The sequence below is a fragment of the Bradyrhizobium sp. WBOS07 genome (genome assembly GCF_024585165.1).
Lineage (GTDB): Bacteria > Pseudomonadota > Alphaproteobacteria > Rhizobiales > Xanthobacteraceae > Bradyrhizobium > Bradyrhizobium japonicum_B.
Genome location: NZ_CP029008.1, coordinates 3,797,638 through 3,820,840 on the forward strand (window position 1 = coordinate 3,797,638; position 23,203 = coordinate 3,820,840).

Sequence of the window (23,203 nt, forward strand, 5' to 3'; positions counted from 1 at the left end):
TAGTCGCACGTCCCCGAAACCCTATTGGGACTTTACGATGTCGCCAACCAGCTTGCCAGATGTGTCAGACACCTCGTTCGGCCCATCCGATAGGCAAGCGTCGCCTCGCCGGTGCTGGCGAGTTCTCCGATCGCCTCGAACTTGTCGTATGGGCCTGCTTACCGTCCCAAGAGCCTGTAGGATAAACCATAGAGCTTCGTCGCCGCACGGTAGGCTCCAAGCGACCAGAGGGCCCTGACAACTCTCGGCTGATGGAGGCCGAACTCTCCACGGAGAGTGCAACGAACGCGGCGGCGACGTTCCGGGTCGAGCACGAGAACGCCAAGTGAAGACACTTCCAACGATCGAGCCGCACCGGCGCGCGTCGCTACATTTACCTCACGCTCGCGCAGCTCACGCCAGCGGGGACCAGGCTTCGCAAGTGCGACCTCGTAAAAAACCTCTGCACTCCCGAACTGCTCGAAGAACGCCCGCTCTGGGCTCCCGACCGTCAGGTTATGAATGGCCATCAGGCGAACATTGTCCGCCAGCCCCGCGGCCATCATCGAAATAGCCGGCCATCCCTTGGGGCCGTCAACGAGAAAGCCAACTCGTGCTCCGCGCAGCTTATTTGACCAGCGGCCAAACTCCTCATAGGCGCTGCCTTTGACAAGCTCGATGGGCAAATGCGCAAGACGTTGCCGACACGCCGCGGCCCGCGCCGTATCTTGCTCAAGGTCGATCGAAACGAGCCTGCGACCATTTCGCCTGGCCCAGTCACCCAGAATTTCAGTCGAGTAGCCATCCTGGCGGCCGGATTCGACGACGACCGAAACGTCCTCGACCATACAGCGTGCCAGGAAGAATGCCATTTCGCAGGGAAAAATTGCCCCTTCCACCCATCGGTCGACATATCCTTCGAGAACAAGTGCCGCCGCAATCTCTGCAGCGGCTTGAAGCGCTTCCAAGTCTTGTTTCGCCATGAGTTTGATCCCGTTCAAATATTCTGAACCTTTGCATGAGATCGATCCTGCAAAACGCGCAGCAAATCAACGATGCGCTCTCGTTCGACGATAGCTGCCGCAGCGGAAACCGCTAAGCACAAACCGATTCTTGTTATCAGTGCGGGAGCCATGTATGCGTTGAACAACCAGCTCAGGATAATGGCAGCGCAGCCATACACGACCCGACTGTCATCAAAGCCTTCAAGGCGCTGGAACGAAATCGATTTCCAATAGATATAGGCTCGGAATAGGATCGCTTCAGCAAGAAGAACTACGACCACCCCCGCGAGGCCTCCGTTCCAGCCAACGTCTCGCACCCGACCTACGGCAAATGGTAAGGCAGCCAAGCAACAAATCGAAATCAGTGAACCCGCATGGGTGAGGCTTTTCGCGCCGCCATTTGCATAGATGGTCGCATTTTGCGTTCTGCCAGAAACGTGGAGCAGCAGAAGCAATGCGAACCAGGGCACGAGTGGCGCTGCGGGCGTTAGGCGGTCATGAGTCAGAATGACAACAAACTCCTCGCCGAAACAGGAGAATGCGACACCAAAAAGGGCAATCAGAACATGGATTGGCATCCACACGCGTTTGGTCAATGAAAATAGCCGCTGCCCATCTCGCGCCTCGGCCAGCGACGTCGACCAGACATTGACTGCAACGGCATTGGTTCCGGCGAGCAAGGTTCCGTAGTACAGCCGGGCGTGACTGAGATATCCGACCGCTGAGAGGTTGAGATTCGCGGCGAGAATCGAATTCTCCCCGATACTGCGCAAGCCACCCGTGAGCCCCGATGCAATGGACGTTAGGCTGTGGGACCGAAGAACCAAAAACCATCGACGGCTAGGTACGTGCCATGGCTCGGCACCAAGCGCTACCATGGCGACCACCACAGAGCACGCTTGCCCGAGAACGGCCCCAACGAATAGCGATGCCACGCCCAGATGAAAGGTAAAGAGTGAGACTAGCGTGCCGGCAAAAGACCCAACTGCTTGCATAGCGATCTGGGCAGCAACGGCATTGCCACGACCGGAAACGGCAAAGACATTGGTCGCGAGGATCGTCGCAGACTTTAAGGGAATGAGGAGGGCCGTCAGAAGAAGGGTTGCGCGGGAATCTTCAACTGGAACCGACATAATATGCTGAAGCCAGGGCCAAGCCACCAAGAACACGACAGCGAGGCTCACACTGAAAAGGAGTGCGACCGTAAAGAAGCTTGACAACATTCGCCGCCGCTCTGGAATCGAAGCAACCGAATAATTTGCCGGCAGCGCCAGAGAGCCACCTGCATCGCCGAAAGCGCCAGCGAGCGCAGCCCACGACATCATTAGGGCAAAATATCCGAAGTCGGCCGCAGTCAATACAACGGTAGTCAATGGAAGGATAGCGACGGACAAGACTGCTTGAAAGACTGTCGCGCTCACAAAGAGCAGAACGCGCCCCGCGAAACGGCCGCGAAGCGATAGAAACCTGCTCACGTGGGGGAACTCCCGTTACCCCTGAGGGACGTGCCGACGCAGACAAAGGACATCTGCATTCCCGTCTGGACGAACGGCTCAAAACGAAGGTGCGGATGCGTTTCGCGGAATTGGTGCCATGCTAGCCGTTCACCACGATCAGGGTCGGCCCAGAAACAATTCCAATCGTCGAACACGATGATTGTGCCGACTTGTAGGAAATCAATGATGAACGAAAGGATGGGGACAGTTGAATCGTAAAGATCACAATCGATATAGACCACAGCGGCTTTGGTTGGAAGAAGTTCACGAGCCAGATCTGACGTCAGACTGACATCGTAGAATCCTTTCACCGTTCGCAATCGATTGGCTGGAATGCCATGACGTCGGCATATTCGCTTGAAGTCCTCCTCGCTCGTCTTCAGTTTGCCCTGCTCCCAAGCATCCTGACGATCAATTTCTGATATCGCAGGCAATCCTTCGAATGAGTCGAAAGCCAGATACCGCCAGTCGAACAGATGATGGAAGCTGTCATATGCCAGCCTCATGGTGTTGCCGCCGAAGCAGCCAAACTCCATGTAGTAGCCTTTGATAGGCCGATTGACGTTCGCAAACCGAGCCATGCAAAGGAACAGATATTTCCGCTCCCGAGCAATGTGACGCAAATAGGTCGAGCGGACCCATCGCGTACGAGCTGAGAAGAGCGGCCCCTGCAACAAGGCGAATATCCGCCGCGCGAGCCGCTTGGTGCCGCTCGGTAAGCTCTGATAAGTCGGCAGCAAAGAGGCGCGTAGACGATCTTGCCAATTCATAGTCTCACGGACCCTTTACAGCGCCTATCTATGACTGAGAATTCGATCCAAATCCGAAGTCCACGCGTCAAGCAGGGGGAGCTCGGCAGCGCCAACCAGCTCGCGGTCGACCAGAGCCTGATAGCAACGACGCACGTTCAGACTGATGTAATCAAGGCCCCCGGCGATCGGCAGATCTTCGAGCATCCCTCGAATACGATCGTTATTCAGATAACCCGGAATTTCGTCCTCAAAGTCTTTCATCAGGTCATGCTCGTTGCGATCTTGCCAAACAGTCGGCCCATGGAAGAGGATGTGCCAACCGTTTGCCCATGCGATGCGCTGAGCAATTAGGCTCCGCCAGATGTCGGTTACTCGAAAATTGCAATAGGAAGGAAGATACATGAGCGGAAAAGCACTTTGCCACCAGCTCGTGTTTTGGCTGTTGAACGGAACCCAAGCGCCCACGCCGAATGCAACCATCCTGTCCGTCCTGAAGTGGTGAGGCAACGGCAGCACCAGCCTGTAGAGAGCATCCACATCGGGGTCTCCGTCCGCGAGTCCCTGCTGGATCGGACAATCAACTTCAGCCAGCGCCAAGTTCGCGAAGTCAGGAACGGGCTTCAGAACGTGATTCAAAGGCAGCCCGCGCGGCCAGATATTGCCATCAGAAAAGTACCGATAAGCATTAACCCATCCATGCCCCGATAGAACTGGAGCGGTTAACTTGCGTCTCCGGCACTCGAAGAACTGCGGCCGTGCGAAATTGTCATCATCCGTTTCGACAATGACCTGCGCACCGCTTGCGATCGCAGACAGGTAGCCTATGTTCTTGCGCGCATAATTTTTCACTGGCGCAAGATTTGCGTATGCAAAGCCGGAATTCACCTGATCCGCAATCCCAAGGAAGCGACATCCTTCAATCGAAAAGTCTGCGGGACTCGCAGTGTCCCCGACAACGAAGAAGTCGAAACCAGACTGAAGAGCACTGGCCGCGATGGTCTTCATGACGTCATTAGGAGGATTGATTGACGTAATAATAATCGCTTGATTCATTCGTCTCGGACCGCGTAATTTGCCTTGTGGGGGCATGGCTAGCTAGGGCACATTGGGCCTCCTCGCAAACAAATTCGGCATTATCAAGCGAAAAATGACCTTTCGTCCAAGGAAAACCGCCAAGAAGCCGGTCTCTACGTGGGAGCCGCAACTTGCAGCGACGTAGGCGGATTGTTCTTTGTACCAAAGGAGTTCCGGACGAACGCGAGGGCGCTAGCCTCGTCATCATCTACAGCTTCCTTCAGGGGATCCGCGCTCAATATTTTGATGTTCTTCATCTTGTCCTGCTTGATGACGATCCGAAAGATCAAGAGCGGTTAGAGAATTATCGCGCGTCTGTCTCGACGGATTATTTTGAGGTCTTGGCGGCGACCGCCCGCACGCTTGTCGTTCAGGGCGCGAGGGAACATCGCATCGATCTGCTGCCCGTCGCGGAGCTCATCAAGCGGGGGAGAGAATTTTCCGCCGACCTATTTGTCGCCTTCGACATATTGCCTGCATGGCTTGGAGTCGAGATTCTTGCCAAACGAAAGCTTGCCTGGCTGGGCGATCTCAATTTCCAGACGACCTACTATCACGGTCTTTACGGCCTTCAGGAACGTCCGTGGCGAATCTTCGCTTTCGCTAAATACTGGCTAGCCGCACGCAATTGGAAGCGCGTCTATGCACGTGTCCTCTCATCCTACGATGAAGTCATCACGTCCGCAGCATCGTCGGTAGAACAGCTCAGACGCCTCGGACTGCGGAATCACCAATATTGTCCCTATCCTTGGCCTGTGATCGACCCACCCGTCCCATACCGTGCGAAGCCGGATATCCCTACCTTCATGTTCTTCGGCAATCTAGTCGGCCTAGGTTCCCGCTCGGCCCTGCATTTTATGATCACGCAGGTCTATGGCCGATTGGTCAAGCTCTGGGGACACAACGGCTTCAAGATTCTGTTGGCTGGGCGAGGAAACCTGCCCGAATGGTTTGCCGAATCGATCAAAGACAAGCCGGAATTTGTTCGCGTCGGCTTTGTCGACAACCTTCCATCTACTTTGGCCGATTGTCACGCAGCTCTTGTGCCTATCGACGTTCCGGTTGGCAACAGAACGCGCATCCTTTACGCGCTCAGCCAGTCGACCCTGGTCATCGCCCATGAAAATGTGGCACTCGGAAATGTAGCACTTGTCGACGGTCAGACCTGCGCGCTCGCCTCTTCCGGTGAAGAATTCGTGGCGCGTATGAAGCGCGCAGTCGATGATCCCCTTTGGGCGCGCAAAGTAGCTGAAGCCGGACGCAAAGTGTACAAAGATCTCTTTAGCCCGGAAAAAGCAACGGCGGAGTTCATTGCGCGGACCAACAGGTTGCTCACCCTCCCTCCGCAGGACTAGTTAATTGCCGCTCATTTTTGGGGCAACTTCGCGGCTATCGTCATCAGAGGCAAAGCCACGCGGTATGTGTCCAGCTGCACGGCTGTCTAGAAACCATCGATAGGTTGATTCCAATCCTTGAGGCAGCGGCATTCTCGATCGCCAGCCGAGCTGCGTAAGCCGTTCAGTGTTCAGCAGCCGACGAGGAGCCCCTTCGGGTTTCGATGCATCGAATGTGATGCGCCCGGCGAACCCCGCAACAGCAGCAACCAAAGTCGCAAGTTCGCGGATAGAAACGTCAACCCCGCTGCCGATATTGATAATGTCTCCTGAAGAGTAATTCTTGAGAAGAAATACGAGGGCGTCGGCGCACTCCTCGACGTGAACGAATTCACGGCGCGCAGAGCCCCCGCCCCAGACTACGACCTCGTCAAGCCGATTGATGACGGCATCATGAAAGCGGCGGATAAACGCCGGAATAACGTGCGAGTTCTCATTGTCGAAATAGTCACCCGGACCGTAAAGATTTCCAGGAACAGCGGCGATGAAATCAAGGCCATATTGCTGACGATATGCAGCACATTGCATCATGCCAGCAATCTTTGCGACCCCATACCACACGTTGGTCGGCTCCAACGGTCCTGTCATCAGAGCGTCTTCGTGAATAGGTTGCTCGGCTAGGCGGGGATACACGCACGAAGAACTGACAAACAACAACTTCTTGACGCCTCGAGCCGCAGCCGCTTGAATCACATTATCCTGAATAGCGAGGTTGTCCGAGAGAAAGCTCGCAGGATACCGACTGTTCGCGAGCACCCCGCCTACTCGAGCCGCGGCCAAGACAACAACTTCCGGCTGCATATCATCGAACCAGCTCCTTACGGCAGCTTGATTGCGGAGGTCAAGTTCTTCGCGCGCGGCGGTGAGGATTTCACAATTTTCACTCGCTAGTCTGCGAACGACCGCTGAGCCCAACATACCTCGATGGCCTGCGACCCAGATACGGCGTCCCGCTAGGTCAAACCTGAAATCCGACATCGCAGCACCCGCCATCTGCCAAAACTTGGCGCATATATCCTGTTCTCCCGAGCTTATAGCTCCGCATTGGCGCATGGGCAACCATCGCTTCACGATGGCCCGTCATGGGCTCAACGAAGGATCGTCCGAGAGCCTTGCCAAAAATGACAGCTCAACCCGACCAATAGCTGCGTGCCACTCTCAGGCATTTCGTGCAAATGTCAGATCAACATGAAATCGGATGAGTGAGCCAGGAGGTTAAAGGTGTCGTGATCCTGCTGAAGTGAACCGGCTGTAGGATTTTGAGGTGCTCCGCTTGAGTCAGCCACCAGAGAGGGACCGCTTGCGTCAGCTTGCCACGCCACGCTGGTCGATGCAGACTGCGATGCTAATGACGTGGCGATCCCCTGGACCGCACTAGAAATTGCAGTCGTGATGCCGATCGCTGCGTTCTGCATCAAGATCGTCGGCCCGTCGGCGGCATGCAGATCCAACACCCCTGACACTTTCCAGCTGGACCCAGGGGTCCCTAGGTCTTTCCAATCAAACGCAAGCCCCTGATCATTAACAAACCACTCGATCAGACGACCGCTGACTTCATTCTGCCAGAGCAGGTCCACACGGCCATCGAAGTTAAAATCGGCAGTCGCGACGACATCCCAGCCTGCACCCATTGTCCCAACTCTCTGCCAGGCCACTGCGTAGCCGCTTTGACAGAACCACTCGATCCCCTCGCCCGTCTTGGTGTTTTGCCAAAGAACGTCTGTTGTTCCATCGTGATTGAGGTCGATTGTTGATGCCACTTTCCAATCCGGCGTCATGACGCCGACTTTCATCCAGGACGTCGCGTAGCCGTTTTGCAGGAACCACTCAATTCCCTCGCCAGTAGCTTTATTTCGCCAGAGCATGTCGTCCGTTTGATCGCCATTGAAATCACCGGACGATATGAGCTGCCAGTCCGAGCTCATGACACCGACATCGAATGTATTGGAGATTTGCCCTGCCGAAAGAAGGCTCTCCTTGGCTTGCCCAGTCGCTTGATTCTGCCAAAGAATATCGATATTCCCGTCATGGTTGTAGTCCCCATGGCCGATAGCGGTCCACCCCTTACCAATCGTGGTGAACGAGTCAAAGCTGGTCAGGGCGCCATTGGAAAGATAGGCGACCTTCCCAGCTCCGGTTGACGGTTGCAGCCAAAGAATGTCGTCAAAGCCGTCGCTGTTGAAGTCCTGCTCGATCGTGGCAATCCATCCCGCTCCCGCAGGCTGCAGATTGTTCATCAACGTCGTGCCAGCAACCGTGCCATCGCCGAAGCGAAAATTCTCAACACCCGCCACCGTATCAGTCCCATCGGGTGAACCGGAACGTTGGTCAACAATGGTGAAAGTCTGCGTCGTTGAATTGTAGGCGATGACGTAATTGGCCTCGTTCCCCGAATACACCGCGGTGTCGGTGCCGGCGCCGCCGGCGATGGTGTCGTTGCCAGCCCCGCCGGTGATCGTGTCGTTACCGCCGCCGCCGGTCAGCGTATTGGCGATGGCGTTGCCGATGATGGTGTCGTTGCCGGATCCGCCGATGGCGTTGTCGATGTAGGAGCGTGCGTCGCTATTGTAGAGATGGGCGTTGTAGACGTTGCCAGAGGCGTAATGGCCGTCACCGAGATACGCCAGTTGCACGGAGGAGAACACCGACGAAGCGCCGGGATTGAGGTTGAGGCTCAGGTTCGTCGTGTAGTTCGACAGGTCGTAGGTATCGACGCCGCCGCCGTCCCAGACCGTCTCGTAGATGCGGTTGGCCGAGCCGCCGACCCCGCCGCCCGGCGCGAGCTGCCCGACGCCGTTGATGGATTGCTGCCCGGTGGTCGGATTCCAGGTGTAAACGGTGCTGCTGCTCTGGGTCGTGAAGTCCGCCCCGTACATCGTCTGGAGCGCGAGGATATCGTTCGCCATGTAGGTCTGCGAATATCCGTACGCTTCATTGGTGTAGCCCCCCGTGGTCGAAGCGCCGACATAGCTGCGATAGCTCATGACGGTGTATTCGCTGCTGTCATGCGCGCTCGGCACCGCGACGTTGGCGGGGCCGCCGGCCTCCTGGCTGTGCTTAAGGCCGATGGCGTGGCCGAGCTCGTGCAGCGCGGTCGTGAAGTAGTAATTGCCGAGCTTGGCCAGCGAGAAATTGTATTGGGTGCCGAACCAGATGTCGCCGCCGGGCGCGTAATTGAAGGGATAGTAGGCGTAAGCAGTCGGATTGGCCGCCGGCGATTGCGCGACCATGATGTCGGCACCGTTCGTGCCCGCGTACTGGATGTTGGCGTTGGTGTAACCGAGGATCAGCCCGATCGCGTAGTTGATCGCCGCCTGGATCTGGGTGGGTGCCGAGGAAAAGCCCGACGTGGTTGGCTCGCTGTCGCCGCCGTAATAAGGGTTAGAATAGTCGCTCGACGCGTCGGGAAAGCTATAGGTGATCGTGCCGGTCCATTTGTAACCGGACAGCAGGCCGTCGACCTCGGCGTTGTTGGTGGCACTGACACTGACAGCGGTGGCCAATTTACTCTCCAGAGCAACGCATTGGGCGTGATTCGCCACTAAGGCACATGATTCTAGCTTGAGAGTTAAACGTTTGGTTTAAATGGGGCAGTGGCGTGCGTCTGCCTTCGATAAGACGATGTTAGCCATCAAAACCCGTAGTCATACGGACCGCGAACAAGGGTCTCGTTTCCCGGAACACCCGTGATTTGCAGGGTCTTCATGACACGACCTCGATTTCCAGCTCGCCTGTTTGGCGCCCTGCTCGCGCTCGCCGGATTGAGCCATCACCCCCTCGGAGGACTGCCTGTCATGGTGGAAAAGGCCAAGGCCGACGACAAGGGCAAGGCGGTGCGCGCGCCCGTGATGCCGATGGCCCGCGACCCTGCTGTTGCGGTGGCGGAGGAATACGAAGCCGCACACCGCAAGGGAACGCGGGAAGCCCTCGAGCTCTTCATCGCACGCCACCCCGACGATCCCCTGGCCGAGCAGGCGCGCGTCGAACTGAAGCGCCTGTCGCGCTGATCTCGCAGGCAGCGCATCAGGCATGGCATTTCGGCAGGCGGGATCGGCGTCGGCGCGGACTTGTGGCGTGATCTTTCGGCACTATGGTAGGCCCGCAATCTGTCCCGGAGCCTTTCAAGATGCCCTTTCCGCATGCCTCGGAAGCCCTGTCGCGCTTCACCGTGCTCGATCTGACCCGCGTCCGTTCCGGGCCGACCTGCGTGCGGCAACTGGCGGACTGGGGCGCGAATGTCGTCAAGATCGACGCGTTGACCGAGGACGCCGGCGGTGAGCAGCCGGGCGGCCCCCGGCAAGGTTCCGACTTCCAGAATCTGCATCGCAACAAGCGGGCCATGACGCTGAACCTGAAGGACGAGCGCGGGCTCGCATTGTTCAAGCGCCTCGCCGCCAAGGCCGATGTCGTGGTCGAGAATTTCCGGCCCGACGTGAAGAAGAAGCTCGGCATCGACTATGACAGCCTCGCCGCGATCAACCCGCGCATCGTCTATGGCAGCATCTCCGGCTTCGGCCAGGACGGCCCTTATCACAAGCGGCCCGGCTTCGATCAGATCGCGCAAGGCATGGGCGGGCTGATGTCGATCACTGGGGCACCGGGCCAAGGCCCGATGCGGGTCGGCATTCCCGTCGCCGACCTGACCGCCGGCCTGTTTTGCGCCATGGGCATCCTCACCGCGCTGCTCGAGCGCGAGGTGTCCGGCAAGGGCCAGTGGGTGCAGACGTCGCTGCTGCAGGCCCAGATCTTCATGCTCGACTTCCAGGCCGCACGCTGGCTGATGGAGAAGGAGGTCGCCAAGCAGGCCGGCAACAATCATCCGACCAGCATCCCGACCGGCGTGTTCAAGACCTCGGACGGGTACATCAACATCGCCACGACCGGTGGACGGATCTGGGAGCGCTGCGCGCAGGCGATCGGCGCGCCGGAGCTCTATGCCCATCCCGACTATGCGACGGCCCCTGCCCGTTCCAAGAACCGCGATGCGCTCAACGCCGAGATCGAGAAGCGCACCGTGACGAAGTCGACCGAGACCTGGGTCCGCGAGCTCAACGAGGCCGGCGTGCCCTGCGGGCCGATCTATGCCATCGACCAGATGTTCGAGGACGCCCAGGTCAAGCATCTCGGCATCGCCCAGGACGTGCCGAACCAGGAGGGCCGCCGGATCCGCCTGGTCGGCCAGCCGGTGACGCTGTCACGCACGCCGAGCAGGATGGTGGCGCGGCCGCCGGAATTCGGCGAGCAGACCGAGGAGGTCTTGAAGGAATTCGGCCTCGGTGCGGACGAGATCGCAACTTTGAGAGAAGCCGGCGTCGTCTGATTTGCTCAACTCATTGAGCTGCGATCACCGTACCCGCCCGAAAAGGCGCCGCGCAAGCATACCGACGAGGAACTATGGAAAACCAGTTTAGCTCATCTACTGTACAAGGGAAGCAGTGTAGCTGGACTCAACATCTTCGGCGCTGTCTGACCCTATCGAGCTCGACAGCCATGGGCGATCTCCTCGCTGTGATCACAGTCGCGTCGCTGCCGTGGTCCACAACCATCACCTCGATCTTCAGCGCCCTTCTGGTTCTCAATGTGTGTACGAGGATACGTCTTGCAGAACTTGTAGATTTGGTACGCTGCTCCAGAAGCGGCTTTGCCGTCGGATTGTTTGCGCTCGCGTTATTAGGCACTTTGTGGGCGACGGATGTCTCCTTGGGCGCGCGCCTGCGGGGTGTAAATCCCACACTAAAGTTTTTTATGATGCCGTTCTTCCTGTATCACTTCTATAAATCGTCGCGTACGGTTTGGATATTATGGGCTTTCCTCGGATCTTGTGTTGTTCTACTGGCCCTGTCCTGGGCCACAGTTTTTGTGCCAAATCTCACCCCCACTGCGAGTTTGCAGCCTGGCGTTCCTGTCAAGAATTACATTGATCAAAGCCAATCATTTGCCCTGTGCGCCGTGGTTCTCGCTTGGCCGATCTTAGAGCTATTTAAGGCCCGCAAACTTCACTTAGCTCTGCCTCTACTTGCGCTATCAATCGCGTTTCTAGCCGACCTGTCCTTCGTGGTACTCGCTCGGACAGCGCTAATATATACGCCGGTGATGCTGCTCTTTTTTGGCGCATTTTATTTGCCACGCTCACTCTTTTATGGAGGGATCGGACTTTTCATATTGGCTGCCGGGTCCGCGTGGCTTGCTTCACCCAACTTACAAAACCGCACGAATAGTATCTTACTTGAGTCTTCAAAATACGGCGCCAGCAACGAGATAACGTCAACTGGATTGCGGCTGGAGTATTGGCGCAAGTCTCTCGGGTTCATTCGCGAAGCGCCATTGCTCGGACACGGCACAGGCTCCGTGCAGATGCTATTCGATCGTGCCGCCCTAGGTCAAACAGGACTAGCGGCGGAGACAATCAGCAACCCACATAACCAAACGCTTAGTGCCGCCGTGCAATGGGGCTTGATCGGTTGCGTCGTCCTCTACGCAATGTGGATTTGTCATGTCAGTTTTTTTCGAGGGCCTGGCTTTTATCCGTGGCTTGGCTTCATCGTCGTTGTACAGAATTTTGTCAGCTCGCTTTTCAATTCGCATCTGTTCGATTTTGTGCCCGGTTGGATCTACGTGATAGGCGTCAGTCTCGCAGCAGGGCGGATTCTCCAACACCGCAACAAGCTTACGGGGGCCTCACGATAGAACAGCGGCCTCGACAAGTGCCACCTGGAAAAGATTACCTGACCGACTGTCCAGATATGGACGACAACAGAATAGAACTTTCAGTTGTCGGACAGTGACGGCAACCTCGCCCCGCTCTTTTTGTAATCTGCCGCTAATCGCCATCCAGCAACATCGCTCGTTGCACCACATGCGTCGCAATGCAAGTCCTTACGAACCGCGCATCGTCCCTGCGCGTAGGTGGCCGGCGATGCTTGCTCAGAACAGTTTGGACAAACAAGCGGCATGCGCCTGACTCTCCAACGATCCAGGAGATAGAATAAACCGCCGAAGGCTAAATGGCGAAGACGATCTTCTCTCATTATCTGCTCAATCGACACGTACTCTATCGCCAACTGGTCTGGCTGGGGCGGGGCGGGGCGGCTTTCGTTCCCCAGATCACAAGCCTATAGCCGATGCTCATCTACGGATAAGGAGCGCTTCAAACCTGGACACTTGCTTTCTATTGCAGCGACCCGTGGCATCACTCGAAACAGCGAAGAGGCAGAATCGGCCCCTTTGGAAGCCGATGCCCTGTGGTCGCGACAGAGTCAATGACAAATTGCGTTTGACGGCATGCCCTGCGGACGGTTCAGGCAGGCCGTCGCTCATTCAGTCTGATCTAAGCAATAACAGTCTTGGTGACTGGACGCCGAAACTCGCGCCCGTGAGGGTGATCGGCCCTAAGCGCAAGCCCTCGTTCCATGAAACAGTATAGCACGAAACCACAACCCGGGTGAGATGGAATGATATCTGGAATGGGACAGCCTCACCGCGTTACAAGCGGGCCGCCAAGCCGATAGGCCCGGAGAGAGTAATAGTGATGCCAATCGGGACTAAACTATTTTCAAGTACTAACCGCTTCGAGCGAAATTCCCGAAAAGGGAAGAGCTGAGGGGTGATGACGTGATGCCGCGCCTGCTCTACATCAACGAAAGGTTTGGCCACGACGCGACCATCATACTGGAGAGCGGAGACGCCTGTTGGATCTCCGTGGGCAAGAAGGGTGTCCTCGTACGTACTCACAAGCACAGCTTTTGGGGTGGATTGCTGGGAAGCCTCCTTGGTCCAAAGCTCTATCAGGAACGGGATGTCTACCAGGCGCTCAGCGTTGCTCAAGCTATTCTGGCAACCTTCCGACCGGTTCCACAAATTCGGTGTAGGGATGTGATGCTGAAAGCCTTCTGCACCGCCGTCTGGCACTGCCCCTCCCCCGCGCGCGTCAAGGCCGTCTTAAATGATCCGGCTTTACTCACGGCGTGACATTGGCGCGGACGATCACTTAACATGGTCCCTCTTTGCCTGTATGTCGTACTGCAATTGTCCGATCCGACCATAGTCCTGAAGAATGAATACGCGTCGAAAAGTGAGTTTGGACCACGACCGGCGGAGAACGCGCTGGAAGGTGCAGTGGGGAGTTCCCGCCCGAGCCGCTGGCGGCACTGCAAGAGCAGCCGCGCTGTCGGGTGACGAGCGGAGGGAGATCGCTCGGAAGGCTGCCAAGGCTCGTTGGGCGCGACACTTGCCACAGGCAACACATCAAGGCGTTCTTCGACTTGGCGACATCGAGATCGAGGTCGCCATCCTCGATAACGGCCAGCGCGTGATGACTCAGGTTGGCTTCATGTGGGGCCTGGGTCGCATTCGGCCCCCCAAAGGGCGCCCGTATCGCAGGAGCAGCAATCTGCCCGCTTTCTTAGCAACGCGAAATCTTAAGCCATTTATCGGCGAAGGTTTGGTCGTGCTGGCCAATCAAATTGAATTCCGCACCGAGCAAGGCTTAAAGACGGTCGGCTACGTAGCGAGTTTCCTCCCTGAGGTTTGCGCCGTCTTTGCCCGCGCCAAACAGGCCGGAGTGTTAAATGTCACTCAGCGCAACATTGCTCGCCGCGCCGAAATTATCGCCGAGCAGCTCCAACGCTCGAGCATGACGTGCCTCATTGCTAGAGCTACAGGTTACCGAGAAAGTCGTGAGATGCGAGACGCGCCAGACGGTTTCTGTCAGGAGGACCAAATCTAAGCGCCCTACAATCCGGGTTCCGCGATATCGGCGAGCAGACCGAGGAGGTCTTGAAGGAATTCGGCCTCGGTGCGGACGAGATCGCCAAGCTCAGAGATGCGAAGGTGGTGTGAATTGGGCCGGAAACGACGATGCCCGGCAGGATTGCCGGGCATCGAAGGCGCCTCGCTCTGGACAGCTCAGTATTTCGCGACGACGGGGGTCGGGGTGAACGAATAGTTGAAGCCGGCACGCAGCACGTGATCGTGGAAACTGACGTCCGCCTGGTTGGCGGTTCCCGCGAAGTAAGTCTTGGTGCCGAAATCCATGTAGAGATATTCGAGCTTGGCCGACCAGTTCCGGGTGAACTTGCGTTCGACGCCGGCGCCCAATGTCCAGCCGAGCCGGGTATCGCTGCTGGACACCGCCGCCCCGATCGGAAAGCTGAACGCGCCCACCGGCGTGGTGCCGCCGAGGCCCGGCCCGAAGACCTGGATTCCAAGATTGGTCGCGGAGGAATACTTGAACTCGCCGACAGCGAGACCACCGGTCGCGTACCAGAGGGTCTGCGGATCCGACAGGATGCCGACGCGCCCGCGGAACGTCGCGAACCACTGCAGGTCGTAGGAAAGATTTGCGGTGAGCGTTGCAATGGAATTGAAGTCGGAGCCGATTGGAAGACCGATGATATTCGAACCGTAGCGCGCGCTTGTCGTGGTCACCGTCCGCGACGAACGTTCGCCGGTCGCCTGAATGTCGCCCTCGAGGCCGACGACCCATTTCGGATCGACCTGCCAGTTGTAGCCCAGCTGACCGCCGGCCAGCCAACCATCGACGTTCTGGCCAAACGCACCGAATTGCGTGGCCGGGAATGGCAGTGCGATCGGCGCGATGGTCGTGTCCGCGCGGCCCCAGCTGTATCCGGCGTTCAATCCGGCATAGAGGCCCGTCCAGCTCCAGACCGGATCGACCACCGGCGGGGCCTTCACGTAGGGTTTCGATGCCAGGTCGGCGGCCAATGCACTGCTCGCGACCAGCGATGCCGCCACAATGCCTATCACAACCTGCTTCATTGCAATGCCCTCCGAAAGACTGGAAATCCAGGGGAGCATAGGCGCCAAGGACGGCCGAGGCTGTCGCCCGGCAGCAACATTTGGGGAGAAGCACTAGGCTTGAGCAACCGGCCTATTGCGACACGACAAGCTAAGATACTGAAAAAACTCGCTTGTCATGACCTCGCCAGTTTGTCCCGCTGGCTCCAGCCGACCCGGCCGAGCAAGCGCTCGATCAGGGGCCAGAACAGCAGGACGATCGCGAGTGTCGTGATCGAGCCGACCAGCCCGTTCGACCAGAACACTTTCAGCGTGCCGCCGGAGCCGATCATCGAGAGGCGGAAGGCATCCTCGGCGCGGTTGCCGAGCACGAGCGCGAGGGTGAACGGCGCCAGCGGAATGCCGATCTTCTTGAAGACGTAGCCGACCACGCCGAAGCCGAGCATCAGCCAGATGTCGAACATCGCGTTCTGGATCGCGTAGGCGCCGATCGCGCAGGACACCACGATCATCGGCGCCACCGCGGCAAAAGGCACGCGCAGGATCGAGGCGAAGATAGGCACCGTCGTCAGCACCAGCACGAGGCCGACGACATTGCCGAGATACATCGAAGCGATCAGGCCCCAGACGAAGTCCTTGTGCTCGACGAACAGCAGCGGTCCCGGATTGAGCCCCCACACCATCAGCCCGCCGAGCAGGATCGCCGCCGTGCCCGACCCGGGAATGCCGAGCGCCAGCATCGGCAGCAGCGCCGAGGTGCCGGAGGCATGCGCCGCCGTCTCGGGCGCGAACACGCCCTCGATGCGGCCCTTGCCGAAGCTCTCCGGCTCCTTGGCGAAACGCTTGGCAAGATTGTAACCCATGAAGGAGGCCGCGATCGCGCCGCCCGGGGTGATGCCGAGCCAGCAGCCGATGAAGGAGGAGCGCAGCAGCGTCATCCAGTATTTCGGCAGGTCCCTCCAGACGCCGAGCACGACGCGCAGGGAAATGCTCGCCGCATGTCCCCGCAGCGCCAGCCGCTCCTCCATCGTCAGCAGGATCTCGCTGATGCCGAACAGGCCGATGACGGCGACCAGGAAGTTGATGCCGCGGAGCAATTCCGGCGAGCCGAAGGTCATGCGCAGATTGCCCGACACGGTATCCATGCCGATGCCGGCCAGCAGCAGCCCCAGCGACATCGAGATGACCGTCTTGTGCTTGGCCTCGCGTCCCAGTCCGACGAAGGAGCAGAAGGTGAGCAGATACACCGCGAAGAACTCGGGCGGACCAAATTTCAGCGCGAAGGACGAGATCATCGGCGCAAGGAAGGTGATCAGCAGCACCGCGACCAGCGAGCCGATGAACGAGGAGGTGAACGCCGCGGTCAGCGCCTCCGCGGCCCGGCCCTGCTGCGCCATCGGATAACCGTCGAAGGTGGTCGCGACCGACCAGGCTTCGCCGGGAATGTTGAACAGGATCGAGGTGATCGCGCCGCCGAACAGCGCGCCCCAATAGATGCAGGACAGCATCACGATCGCCGAGGTCGGATCCATCGTGAAGGTGAGCGGCAACAGGATCGCGACCCCGTTGGGACCGCCGAGGCCCGGCAGCACGCCGACGAAGATGCCGAGCACCAGCCCGACCATCATCAGGACGAGCGTCTTCCACGTCAGCAGGACGGCAAAACCGTGGAGCAGGAGACCGAAAGCTTCCATGGCAGGCCCGCCTAGCGGCCGAAGGCCGCTTCGAGCGGCCCTTTCGGCATGATGACGTCGAAGGCGACGTCGAAAGTGACGAACATGATCGCCGTGAACACGAAGGCCGTGAGCAGCGACTTCCACAGCGCGATCTTGCCGACCAAGCGCATGAAGCCTGCGATCAGGAGGAAGCTCGCGACATAGAGGCCGAGGAACTGCATCGCCAGGCAGAACAGCAGCGTCGGCACGAACACCGCCAGCACGCGGCGCGCCTGCGCCTGCGTGACGAAGGCCTCTGCCGCCTTGCGATGCGCGACCAGCGCCGCGATCAGGCCGTAGAGGCTGCCGCCGCCGAGGATGACCGAGAGATAGAATGGGAAATATCCGGGCTCGGGCCCGGTCGAATCCCAGGACGCGCCGGTGCGCCAATTGTCGTAGCCGAGCGTGACGGCCAGCGCGAGCAGCAGCAGGCAGACGACGATCTCGATCGTGCCGGAGGACACGACGGAGGGCGAATCGTCTTCGGGCGCGGTCGGATCGTCGACGACGATTTCGATATCGGTTTGGGACATGAGCTGCCAAATCAAATTGCGCTGTCATCATCCGCGAAAGCGGATGATCCAGTACTCCGTCCAGAAGCCGTAACGTTGAGCTCTGTGCGATACTGGATGCCCCGCCTTCGCGGGGCATGACGCCAGAGGTGGCTACTTCGCGACGAAACCGGCTTCGGTCATCAGCGACTTGTTGAGCGCGTCATCCTCCTCGAGGAACTGCACCATGTCCTTGCCGGTGAGGAAGATCGGCTTCAAGGCCTGCTTCTCCATGTACTCCTTGTACTCCGAGGTCTGCGTTACCTTGTGGAAGAGATCGACATAGAACGCCTGCTGCTCGGCCGTCACCTTGCCGGGCAGGAACATCGCGCGCAGCATCAGATATTGCACGTCGACGCCCTCCTCCTTGCAGGTCGGAATGTCGGCCCAGGACTGGGTGTCCGTCACCTTGCTGGTGTAGGAGATGCGCTCCTTATCGAACACACAGAGCGGACGCACCTGGCCGGCGCGCCAGACTTCGAGATTTTCACTGGGGTTGTTGACGTTGGCTTCGGTGTGGTTGCCGACCAGCTGGGTCGCGGCCTCGCCGCCGGACTTGTAGGGCAGATAGGAGAACTTCGCGCCGGTCTTCTGCTCGAGGAAGACGGTCAGCACGTGGTCCTCGCGCTTGGAGCCGGTGCCGCCCATCTTGAACGGCGCACTCGCGGCCTTCGCGGCCGCGACGAATTCCTTCACCGTCTTGGGACCTGCGCTGTTGTCCCACAGCACGAACTGGTCGAGCGCGACCACCGAAACCGGGGTCAGCTCACGCCAATTGAAGGGGATCTTCGCCGACAGCGGCAGCATGTAGATCAACGAATAGGCGATCAGCACCTTGTTCGGATCGCCCTCGCTGGACTTCATGTACATCAGCGCTTCCGCACCCGAGGCGCCGCCCTTGAGCGAGACGACGATCGGCTGCTTCATCAGATTGTTCTTCTGGATCGCGGCCTGCATCATCCGCGCCATCTGGTCGGAGGCACCGCCCGCGCCTGCCGCCACCACGATCTCGACCGGCTTGGCCGGCTCCCAGCCGGCAAATGCCGGCGTGCTCAACAACAGCGCCATTGCAGCGCCGACGGCTTTCCCTGGAATTCGCACGAGTTTCGTCCCCTGATGTTTATTGAGTTGTAGTGCGGAAACTTTTATCCCTGCATTGTGCGGACTATCACCGACGAGTTCAAGCAAGCGAGCCGGTCGAACCCTATGACTTTCGGCTGACGAAGCCGAAAGCGCGTGGACTTACCTGCCCTTCCAGACCGGCGCGCGCTTGTTGAGGAAGGCGTCCATGCCCTCGCGGAAATCTTCGCTCATATAGGCCTTCAGGATCAGGTCCTCGCCCTCTTCGCGCGACAGCGTACGGCGGATGCGGCGCACGGCTTCCTTGGTCGCCTCCAGCGTGAGCGGGGCGTGGCTGGCCACGAGCTTTGCGGTCTCGTCGGCGCGGCGCTGCAGCGTCTCGACGTCGGGCACGACCTCGTTGAGCAGGCCGAGCGCAAGGGCTTCCTGCGCCTCGACGAGGCGCGCCTTGAAGATCATATCCTTGGTGCGGGCGGGTCCGACCAAGGCGACCACGCGGCTGATGTTGGACATCGACAGGCAGTTGCCGAGCGTGCGCGCAATCGGAAAGCCGATCCGCGTCGTCTCGGTGCCGATGCGTAAGTCGCAGCAGGCGGCAATGCCCGCGCCGCCGCCGGTGCAGGCGCCGGCGATGGCCGCGATCACGGGCACGCGGCATTGCTCGAGCGTGCCGAGCACGCGGTCGATGCGCGCCTCGTAATCGAGCGCGTCCTGCGCGGTCTTGAATGCACGAAACTGGGAAATGTCGGTGCCGGAGGCGAACGCCTTGTCGCCGGCGCCGGTCAGGATCAACGCCTTGATCGAGCGGTCGGCGTTGATCTCCAGGCAGATCTCCGCCATGCGGTCATACATGGCGAAGGTCATGGCGTTGCGCGCCTGGGGGCGGTTGAAAGTGATCCGCGCGATGCCGTCCTGGACGGAGTAGAGCAGGTCTTGGTTGGTCGTCGCAGGTGCGTTCATCACGCGCTCACTTTCCAAGTTCGTTCAGGCCACCTGAGCCTTGGTCATCTGCACCGCCTCGCGCCCCTTCAGGACGTCCATGGCCGCCAACACGCCGCCGCTGCGGTGCGGAATTTTTGCGAGATCGAGGCCCATCTCGACGCCGGCGAGCGTGCCCATCAGCATCAGATCGTTGAAATGGCCGATATGGCCGATGCGGAAGACCTTGCCCTTGACCTTGTTCAGGCCGGTGCCGAGCGACATGTCGAAGTTCTCCAGCACCACCTTGCGGAAGGCGTCGGCATCAAAGCCCTCAGGCACGCGCACGCCGGTCAGTGCCGGCGAGTGCGCGGCCGGGTCGGAGCACTGCGTCTCCAGGCCCCAGACCTTGACCGCAGCACGCGTGGCGGCGCTGTGGCGCTTGTGGCGGGCCCAGACGTTTTCCAGCCCTTCCTCCTCCAGCATCTTGACCGCTTCGCGCAGGCCGTAGAGCAAATTGGTGGCGGGCGTATAAGGGAAGGTGCCGAGCTTGTTGAAGTTGATGACTTCCTGCCAGTCCCAGTAGGAGCGCATGCCGGGGTTGGCCTTGGCGACCGCGAGCGCTTTTTCCGAGACGGCGTTGAAGCCGAGGCCGGGCGGCAGCATCAGTCCCTTCTGAGAGCCGGCAACCGAAACGTCGATACCCCAGGCATCGTGCTCGTATTCCATCGAGCCGAGCCCGGAAATGGTGTCGACCATCAACAGCGCCGGATGCTTGACCCGATCGAGCAGCTTGCGCACCTCCAGCGGCGGCGTCACGCAGCCGGTCGAGGTCTCGTTGTGGACGACGCAGACGGCCTTGATCGCATGCTGCTTGTCGGCCGACAGGCGCTTCTCGATCTCGGCGAGGTCGGCACCATGGCGCCAGTCGCTCGGGATGAAGTCGACCTCGAGCTTGAACTTGTCGGCGATGCCGCGCCACAGCACGGCGAACTGGCCGGTCTCGCACATCAGCACCTTGTCGCCCGGCGAGAACACGTTGACCATCGCCGCTTCCCAGGCGCCGGTCCCGGACGACGGGAAGATGATCACCGGCTGCTTGGTGCGGAACACCCGCTGCATCGCAGCAAGGACGGCAAAACCCAGCTCGGCGAACTCCGGACCGCGATGGTCCAACGTCGGCATGTCCATCGCCCGCAGCACGCGATCGGGCACGTTGGTCGGTCCTGGAATCTGTAAGAAATGCCTTCCAGTATGCACGGTCATCGGCGTCCTTCCCGGTCTAGCCTTGGTTTGGTGGGCGCCGAATAGCACCATTTGACCGGCTTGTCCTCTTTCGAAAGGGTTGGTCCGCCCATGGCGGACCGGCCTGCCCTCGTCTGCCGTCCCTGCCATAGTCGCCCCCTTACGCGCCGACGATCTTCAGATGCGGCGAGGCATTGCCCTGCGGGCGCTGCTCCAGGAGCTTCATCGCGACGTCGACGCCACCGGCGCGGTGCGGCACGCCGGCGACCGAGAGGCCCATTTCGACGCCGGTGAGCGCACCGAGCAGCGTCAGCGCGTTGCATTCGCCGAGATGGCCGATGCGGAAGACCTTGCCTGCGACCTTCGACAGGCCCGAGCCGAGCGACATGTTGTAATTGTCGAGCACAACTTTGCGGAACTGGTCGGCATCGTGCCCCGGCGGCATCAGCACCGCGGTGAGCACCGGCGAGTAGTCGGCCGGCTCCTGGCAAAGGATCTCGAGGCCCCAATGATTGACGGCAGCCCGGGTCGCAGCCGCCAACCGCTGATGACGCACGAATACGTTGTCGAGCCCCTCTTCCAGCAGCATCGCGATCGCTTCGCGCAGGCCGTAGAGCAGATTGGTCGCGGGCGTGTAGGGGAAGAAGCCTTTTGCATTCGGCTTGAGCATCTCCTCCCAGTCGAAATAGGAGCGCGGCATCCGGTTGGCTTTGGACGCAGCCAGCGCCTTCTCCGAGATCGCGTTGAAGCCGAGGCCGGGCGGCAGCATGAAACCCTTCTGCGAGCAGCTGACGCTGACATCGACCTTCCACTCGTCGTGGCGATAGTCGACCGAGCCGAGCGAGGAGATGGTGTCGACCATCAGCAGCGCGGGATGCGAGGCGCGATCGATCGCAGCGCGGATCTCGGCGATGCGACTGGTGGCGCCGGTCGAGGTCTCGTTGTGCACGACCATGACGGCCTTGATCGCGTGCGCGGTGTCATCAGTGAGCTTTGCCTCGATCACCGCCGGGTCGGCGCCCCGCCGCCAATCGCCTGGGACGAAATCGACCTCGATGCCGAAGCGGCCGGCCATCTGCCGCCACATCGTGGCGAAATGGCCGGTCTCGACCATCAGCACCTTGTCGCCCGGCGACAGCGTGTTGACGATCGCAGCCTCCCAGGCCCCCGTGCCCGAGGAGGGGAAGATCACGACCGGACCCCTGGTCTGGAAGATCTGCTGGCTGCCTTCGAGCACGGCGCGGCCGAGCTCGCCGAACTCGGAGCTGCGGTGATCGATGACGGGCATGTCCATGGCGCGCAGGACGCGCTCAGGGACCGGGCTCGGGCCCGGAATCTGAAGGAAATGACGTCCCTGATGCATGAAAACCTCCCAGTCGGCGACTCTGACCGGTTTGCCTCGTCCAATTTTGCATTCATTTTTTGTCATTACAATCGAATTTTGGTATTCGATTGTGGACGTCGACGCGACCAGACGGGCAAACTATTGTGCTGCAAATGAAATCCACGATTCCCGACAATGGGGTTCCGATCACCCCCGCCGCAGGCAGTGACGGCGAGCGCCCCGAGCCCTCGCTTCACGGCGAGATCCTGCTGCGGCTGCGCGACTACGTGGTGGAAGGCAACATCCCGGAAGGAGGCCGCATTCCCGAGCGGCAACTCTGCGAGATGCTCGGCATCTCCCGCACGCCCCTGCGCGAGGCCCTGAAGGTGCTTGCCGCCGAGGGCCTGATCGAGCTTTTGCCCAACCGCGGCGCACGAGTGCGCCAGCTCAGCCAACGCGACCTCGAGGAGCTGTTCGACGTCATGGCAGGGCTGGAGAGCCTGGCCGGGCGCCTTGCCTGCGAGGCGATCAGCGACGCGGAAATCACCGCGATCGAGCAGCTGCATTACGAGATGTACGGCCATTACCTGCACCGCGACATGCACGGCTATTTCCAGGCCAACCAGCGCATCCACGAGAGCATCGTCGCGGCCGCGCGCAACGAGACGCTGAAGACGGCCTATGCCAATTTCGCGGGCCGAATCCGCCGCGTCCGCTACTCCGCCAATTTCGCCCGCAAGCGGCAACGCTGGGCGGAAGCGATGCGCGAGCACGAGGCGATCCTCGATGCACTGCGCCGGAGAGCCGGCAGCGAGCTCAGCGACATCCTGTTCCAGCACCTGCGCAACAAGCGGACGGCGGCGATCGAGCACCTGACCGAGCCCCAAGAGCCCGCGCCGGCCGCGCTTTGAAGGC

The 23,203-nt window shown here is 59.8% G+C and carries 20 protein-coding genes; 7 read left to right on the forward strand and 13 right to left on the reverse strand.

Annotation, left to right across the window (positions count from 1 at the left end; translation table 11 throughout):
* Window positions 1–158: 158 nt before the first annotated feature.
* From DCM79_RS18150 to DCM79_RS18165, 4 genes are read right to left on the reverse strand one after another with little or no spacing between them, the layout of a single operon-like run.
* Window positions 159–962: a hypothetical protein gene (locus tag DCM79_RS18150; RefSeq protein WP_257175658.1), complete on the reverse strand. Its 804-nt coding sequence runs from the start codon at window positions 960–962 to the stop codon at window positions 159–161.
* 14 nt (window positions 963–976) lie between these two features.
* Complete coding sequence (locus DCM79_RS18155; RefSeq protein ID WP_257175659.1) at window positions 977–2,458, reverse strand: lipopolysaccharide biosynthesis protein; 1,482 nt, start codon at window positions 2,456–2,458, stop codon at window positions 977–979.
* Window positions 2,455–3,249 carry a TylF/MycF family methyltransferase gene (locus DCM79_RS18160; protein WP_257175660.1) on the reverse strand — a complete coding sequence of 265 codons (795 nt, stop codon included), beginning with the start codon at window positions 3,247–3,249 and terminating at the stop codon, window positions 2,455–2,457. The genes DCM79_RS18155 and DCM79_RS18160 overlap by 4 nt, the downstream gene beginning before the upstream one ends.
* A gap of 24 nt (window positions 3,250–3,273) precedes the next feature.
* Window positions 3,274–4,284, reverse strand: a complete 1,011-nt coding sequence (locus DCM79_RS18165) for an STELLO glycosyltransferase family protein (RefSeq protein WP_257175661.1) — start codon at window positions 4,282–4,284, stop codon at window positions 3,274–3,276.
* A gap of 152 nt (window positions 4,285–4,436) precedes the next feature.
* On the opposite strand from DCM79_RS18165, the gene DCM79_RS18170 reads away from it, so the two are divergent.
* Window positions 4,437–5,660, forward strand: a complete 1,224-nt coding sequence (locus DCM79_RS18170) for a glycosyltransferase (RefSeq protein WP_257175662.1) — start codon at window positions 4,437–4,439, stop codon at window positions 5,658–5,660.
* Here the strand turns inward: DCM79_RS18170 and DCM79_RS18175 are convergent, their stop codons facing one another.
* Window positions 5,661–6,692: a GDP-L-fucose synthase gene (locus DCM79_RS18175; RefSeq protein ID WP_257175663.1), complete on the reverse strand. Its 1,032-nt coding sequence runs from the start codon at window positions 6,690–6,692 to the stop codon at window positions 5,661–5,663. It abuts the gene before it with no gap.
* 185 nt (window positions 6,693–6,877) lie between these two features.
* Window positions 6,878–9,202, reverse strand: coding sequence for an FG-GAP-like repeat-containing protein (locus DCM79_RS18180; RefSeq protein WP_257175664.1), 2,325 nt, complete (start codon window positions 9,200–9,202; stop codon window positions 6,878–6,880).
* Window positions 9,203–9,493: 291 nt separating this feature from the next.
* Here DCM79_RS18180 and DCM79_RS18185 point away from each other — a divergent pair, with 291 nt between their 5' ends.
* The 5 genes from DCM79_RS18185 (at window position 9,494) to DCM79_RS18205 (ending at window position 14,424) form a co-directional block, all read left to right on the forward strand.
* Window positions 9,494–9,706: a hypothetical protein gene (locus tag DCM79_RS18185; RefSeq protein ID WP_373568083.1), complete on the forward strand. Its 213-nt coding sequence runs from the start codon at window positions 9,494–9,496 to the stop codon at window positions 9,704–9,706.
* A 119-nt stretch (window positions 9,707–9,825) separates the two neighbouring features.
* Window positions 9,826–11,019: a CaiB/BaiF CoA-transferase family protein gene (locus DCM79_RS18190; protein ID WP_257175666.1), complete on the forward strand. Its 1,194-nt coding sequence runs from the start codon at window positions 9,826–9,828 to the stop codon at window positions 11,017–11,019.
* A gap of 170 nt (window positions 11,020–11,189) precedes the next feature.
* The gene (locus tag DCM79_RS18195) at window positions 11,190–12,386 is read left to right on the forward strand and encodes an O-antigen ligase (RefSeq protein WP_257175667.1); all 1,197 of its coding nucleotides are present in this window, start codon (window positions 11,190–11,192) and stop codon (window positions 12,384–12,386) included.
* Between the two features lie 927 nt (window positions 12,387–13,313).
* Window positions 13,314–13,667, forward strand: coding sequence for a hypothetical protein (locus DCM79_RS18200; protein ID WP_257175668.1), 354 nt, complete (start codon window positions 13,314–13,316; stop codon window positions 13,665–13,667).
* A gap of 259 nt (window positions 13,668–13,926) precedes the next feature.
* Window positions 13,927–14,424, forward strand: a complete 498-nt coding sequence (locus DCM79_RS18205; RefSeq protein ID WP_257175669.1) for a hypothetical protein — start codon at window positions 13,927–13,929, stop codon at window positions 14,422–14,424.
* 179 nt (window positions 14,425–14,603) lie between these two features.
* Here the strand turns inward: DCM79_RS18205 and DCM79_RS18210 are convergent, their stop codons facing one another.
* The 7 genes from DCM79_RS18210 to DCM79_RS18240 form a co-directional block, all read right to left on the reverse strand.
* Window positions 14,604–15,476, reverse strand: coding sequence for an outer membrane protein (locus DCM79_RS18210; protein ID WP_257175670.1), 873 nt, complete (start codon window positions 15,474–15,476; stop codon window positions 14,604–14,606).
* 155 nt (window positions 15,477–15,631) lie between these two features.
* Entirely contained in the window at window positions 15,632–17,149 is a 1,518-nt protein-coding gene (locus tag DCM79_RS18215) for a tripartite tricarboxylate transporter permease (RefSeq protein ID WP_257175671.1), read from the reverse strand.
* 11 nt (window positions 17,150–17,160) lie between these two features.
* On the reverse strand, window positions 17,161–17,703 hold the full coding sequence (locus DCM79_RS18220; protein ID WP_257175672.1) for a tripartite tricarboxylate transporter TctB family protein: 543 nt from the start codon (window positions 17,701–17,703) through the stop codon (window positions 17,161–17,163).
* A gap of 132 nt (window positions 17,704–17,835) precedes the next feature.
* The gene (locus DCM79_RS18225) at window positions 17,836–18,789 is read right to left on the reverse strand and encodes a tripartite tricarboxylate transporter substrate binding protein (RefSeq protein WP_257175673.1); all 954 of its coding nucleotides are present in this window, start codon (window positions 18,787–18,789) and stop codon (window positions 17,836–17,838) included.
* A 174-nt stretch (window positions 18,790–18,963) separates the two neighbouring features.
* Window positions 18,964–19,761: an enoyl-CoA hydratase/isomerase family protein gene (locus DCM79_RS18230; protein WP_257175674.1), complete on the reverse strand. Its 798-nt coding sequence runs from the start codon at window positions 19,759–19,761 to the stop codon at window positions 18,964–18,966.
* Between the two features lie 24 nt (window positions 19,762–19,785).
* Entirely contained in the window at window positions 19,786–20,985 is a 1,200-nt protein-coding gene (locus DCM79_RS18235; RefSeq protein WP_257175675.1) for an alanine--glyoxylate aminotransferase family protein, read from the reverse strand.
* Window positions 20,986–21,124: 139 nt separating this feature from the next.
* Window positions 21,125–22,327 (reverse strand): alanine--glyoxylate aminotransferase family protein, encoded by a 1,203-nt coding sequence (locus tag DCM79_RS18240; RefSeq protein ID WP_257175676.1) that lies wholly within the window; start codon window positions 22,325–22,327, stop codon window positions 21,125–21,127.
* 134 nt (window positions 22,328–22,461) lie between these two features.
* Here DCM79_RS18240 and DCM79_RS18245 point away from each other — a divergent pair, with 134 nt between their 5' ends.
* Window positions 22,462–23,199, forward strand: a complete 738-nt coding sequence (locus DCM79_RS18245) for a GntR family transcriptional regulator (RefSeq protein ID WP_257175677.1) — start codon at window positions 22,462–22,464, stop codon at window positions 23,197–23,199.
* The last annotated feature ends 4 nt before the right edge of the window (window positions 23,200–23,203 follow it).

Bases quoted from the DNA above. Each gene is read 5' to 3' on its own strand.
- DCM79_RS18150 (WP_257175658.1), bottom strand. From the start codon at position 962: ATGGCGAAACAAGACTTGGAAGCGCTTCAAGCCGCTGCAGAGATTGCG.
- DCM79_RS18160 (WP_257175660.1), bottom strand. From the start codon at position 3,249: ATGAATTGGCAAGATCGTCTACGCGCCTCTTTGCTGCCGACTTATCAG.
- DCM79_RS18165 (WP_257175661.1), bottom strand. From the start codon at position 4,284: ATGAATCAAGCGATTATTATTACGTCAATCAATCCTCCTAATGACGTC.
- DCM79_RS18175 (WP_257175663.1), bottom strand. From the start codon at position 6,692: ATGGCGGGTGCTGCGATGTCGGATTTCAGGTTTGACCTAGCGGGACGC.
- DCM79_RS18185 (WP_373568083.1), top strand. From the start codon at position 9,494: ATGGTGGAAAAGGCCAAGGCCGACGACAAGGGCAAGGCGGTGCGCGCG.
- DCM79_RS18190 (WP_257175666.1), top strand. From the start codon at position 9,826: ATGCCCTTTCCGCATGCCTCGGAAGCCCTGTCGCGCTTCACCGTGCTC.
- DCM79_RS18195 (WP_257175667.1), top strand. From the start codon at position 11,190: ATGGGCGATCTCCTCGCTGTGATCACAGTCGCGTCGCTGCCGTGGTCC.
- DCM79_RS18200 (WP_257175668.1), top strand. From the start codon at position 13,314: ATGCCGCGCCTGCTCTACATCAACGAAAGGTTTGGCCACGACGCGACC.
- DCM79_RS18210 (WP_257175670.1), bottom strand. From the start codon at position 15,476: ATGAAGCAGGTTGTGATAGGCATTGTGGCGGCATCGCTGGTCGCGAGC.
- DCM79_RS18215 (WP_257175671.1), bottom strand. From the start codon at position 17,149: ATGGAAGCTTTCGGTCTCCTGCTCCACGGTTTTGCCGTCCTGCTGACG.
- DCM79_RS18220 (WP_257175672.1), bottom strand. From the start codon at position 17,703: ATGTCCCAAACCGATATCGAAATCGTCGTCGACGATCCGACCGCGCCC.
- DCM79_RS18225 (WP_257175673.1), bottom strand. From the start codon at position 18,789: ATGGCGCTGTTGTTGAGCACGCCGGCATTTGCCGGCTGGGAGCCGGCC.
- DCM79_RS18230 (WP_257175674.1), bottom strand. From the start codon at position 19,761: ATGAACGCACCTGCGACGACCAACCAAGACCTGCTCTACTCCGTCCAG.
- DCM79_RS18235 (WP_257175675.1), bottom strand. From the start codon at position 20,985: ATGACCGTGCATACTGGAAGGCATTTCTTACAGATTCCAGGACCGACC.
- DCM79_RS18240 (WP_257175676.1), bottom strand. From the start codon at position 22,327: ATGCATCAGGGACGTCATTTCCTTCAGATTCCGGGCCCGAGCCCGGTC.
- DCM79_RS18245 (WP_257175677.1), top strand. From the start codon at position 22,462: ATGAAATCCACGATTCCCGACAATGGGGTTCCGATCACCCCCGCCGCA.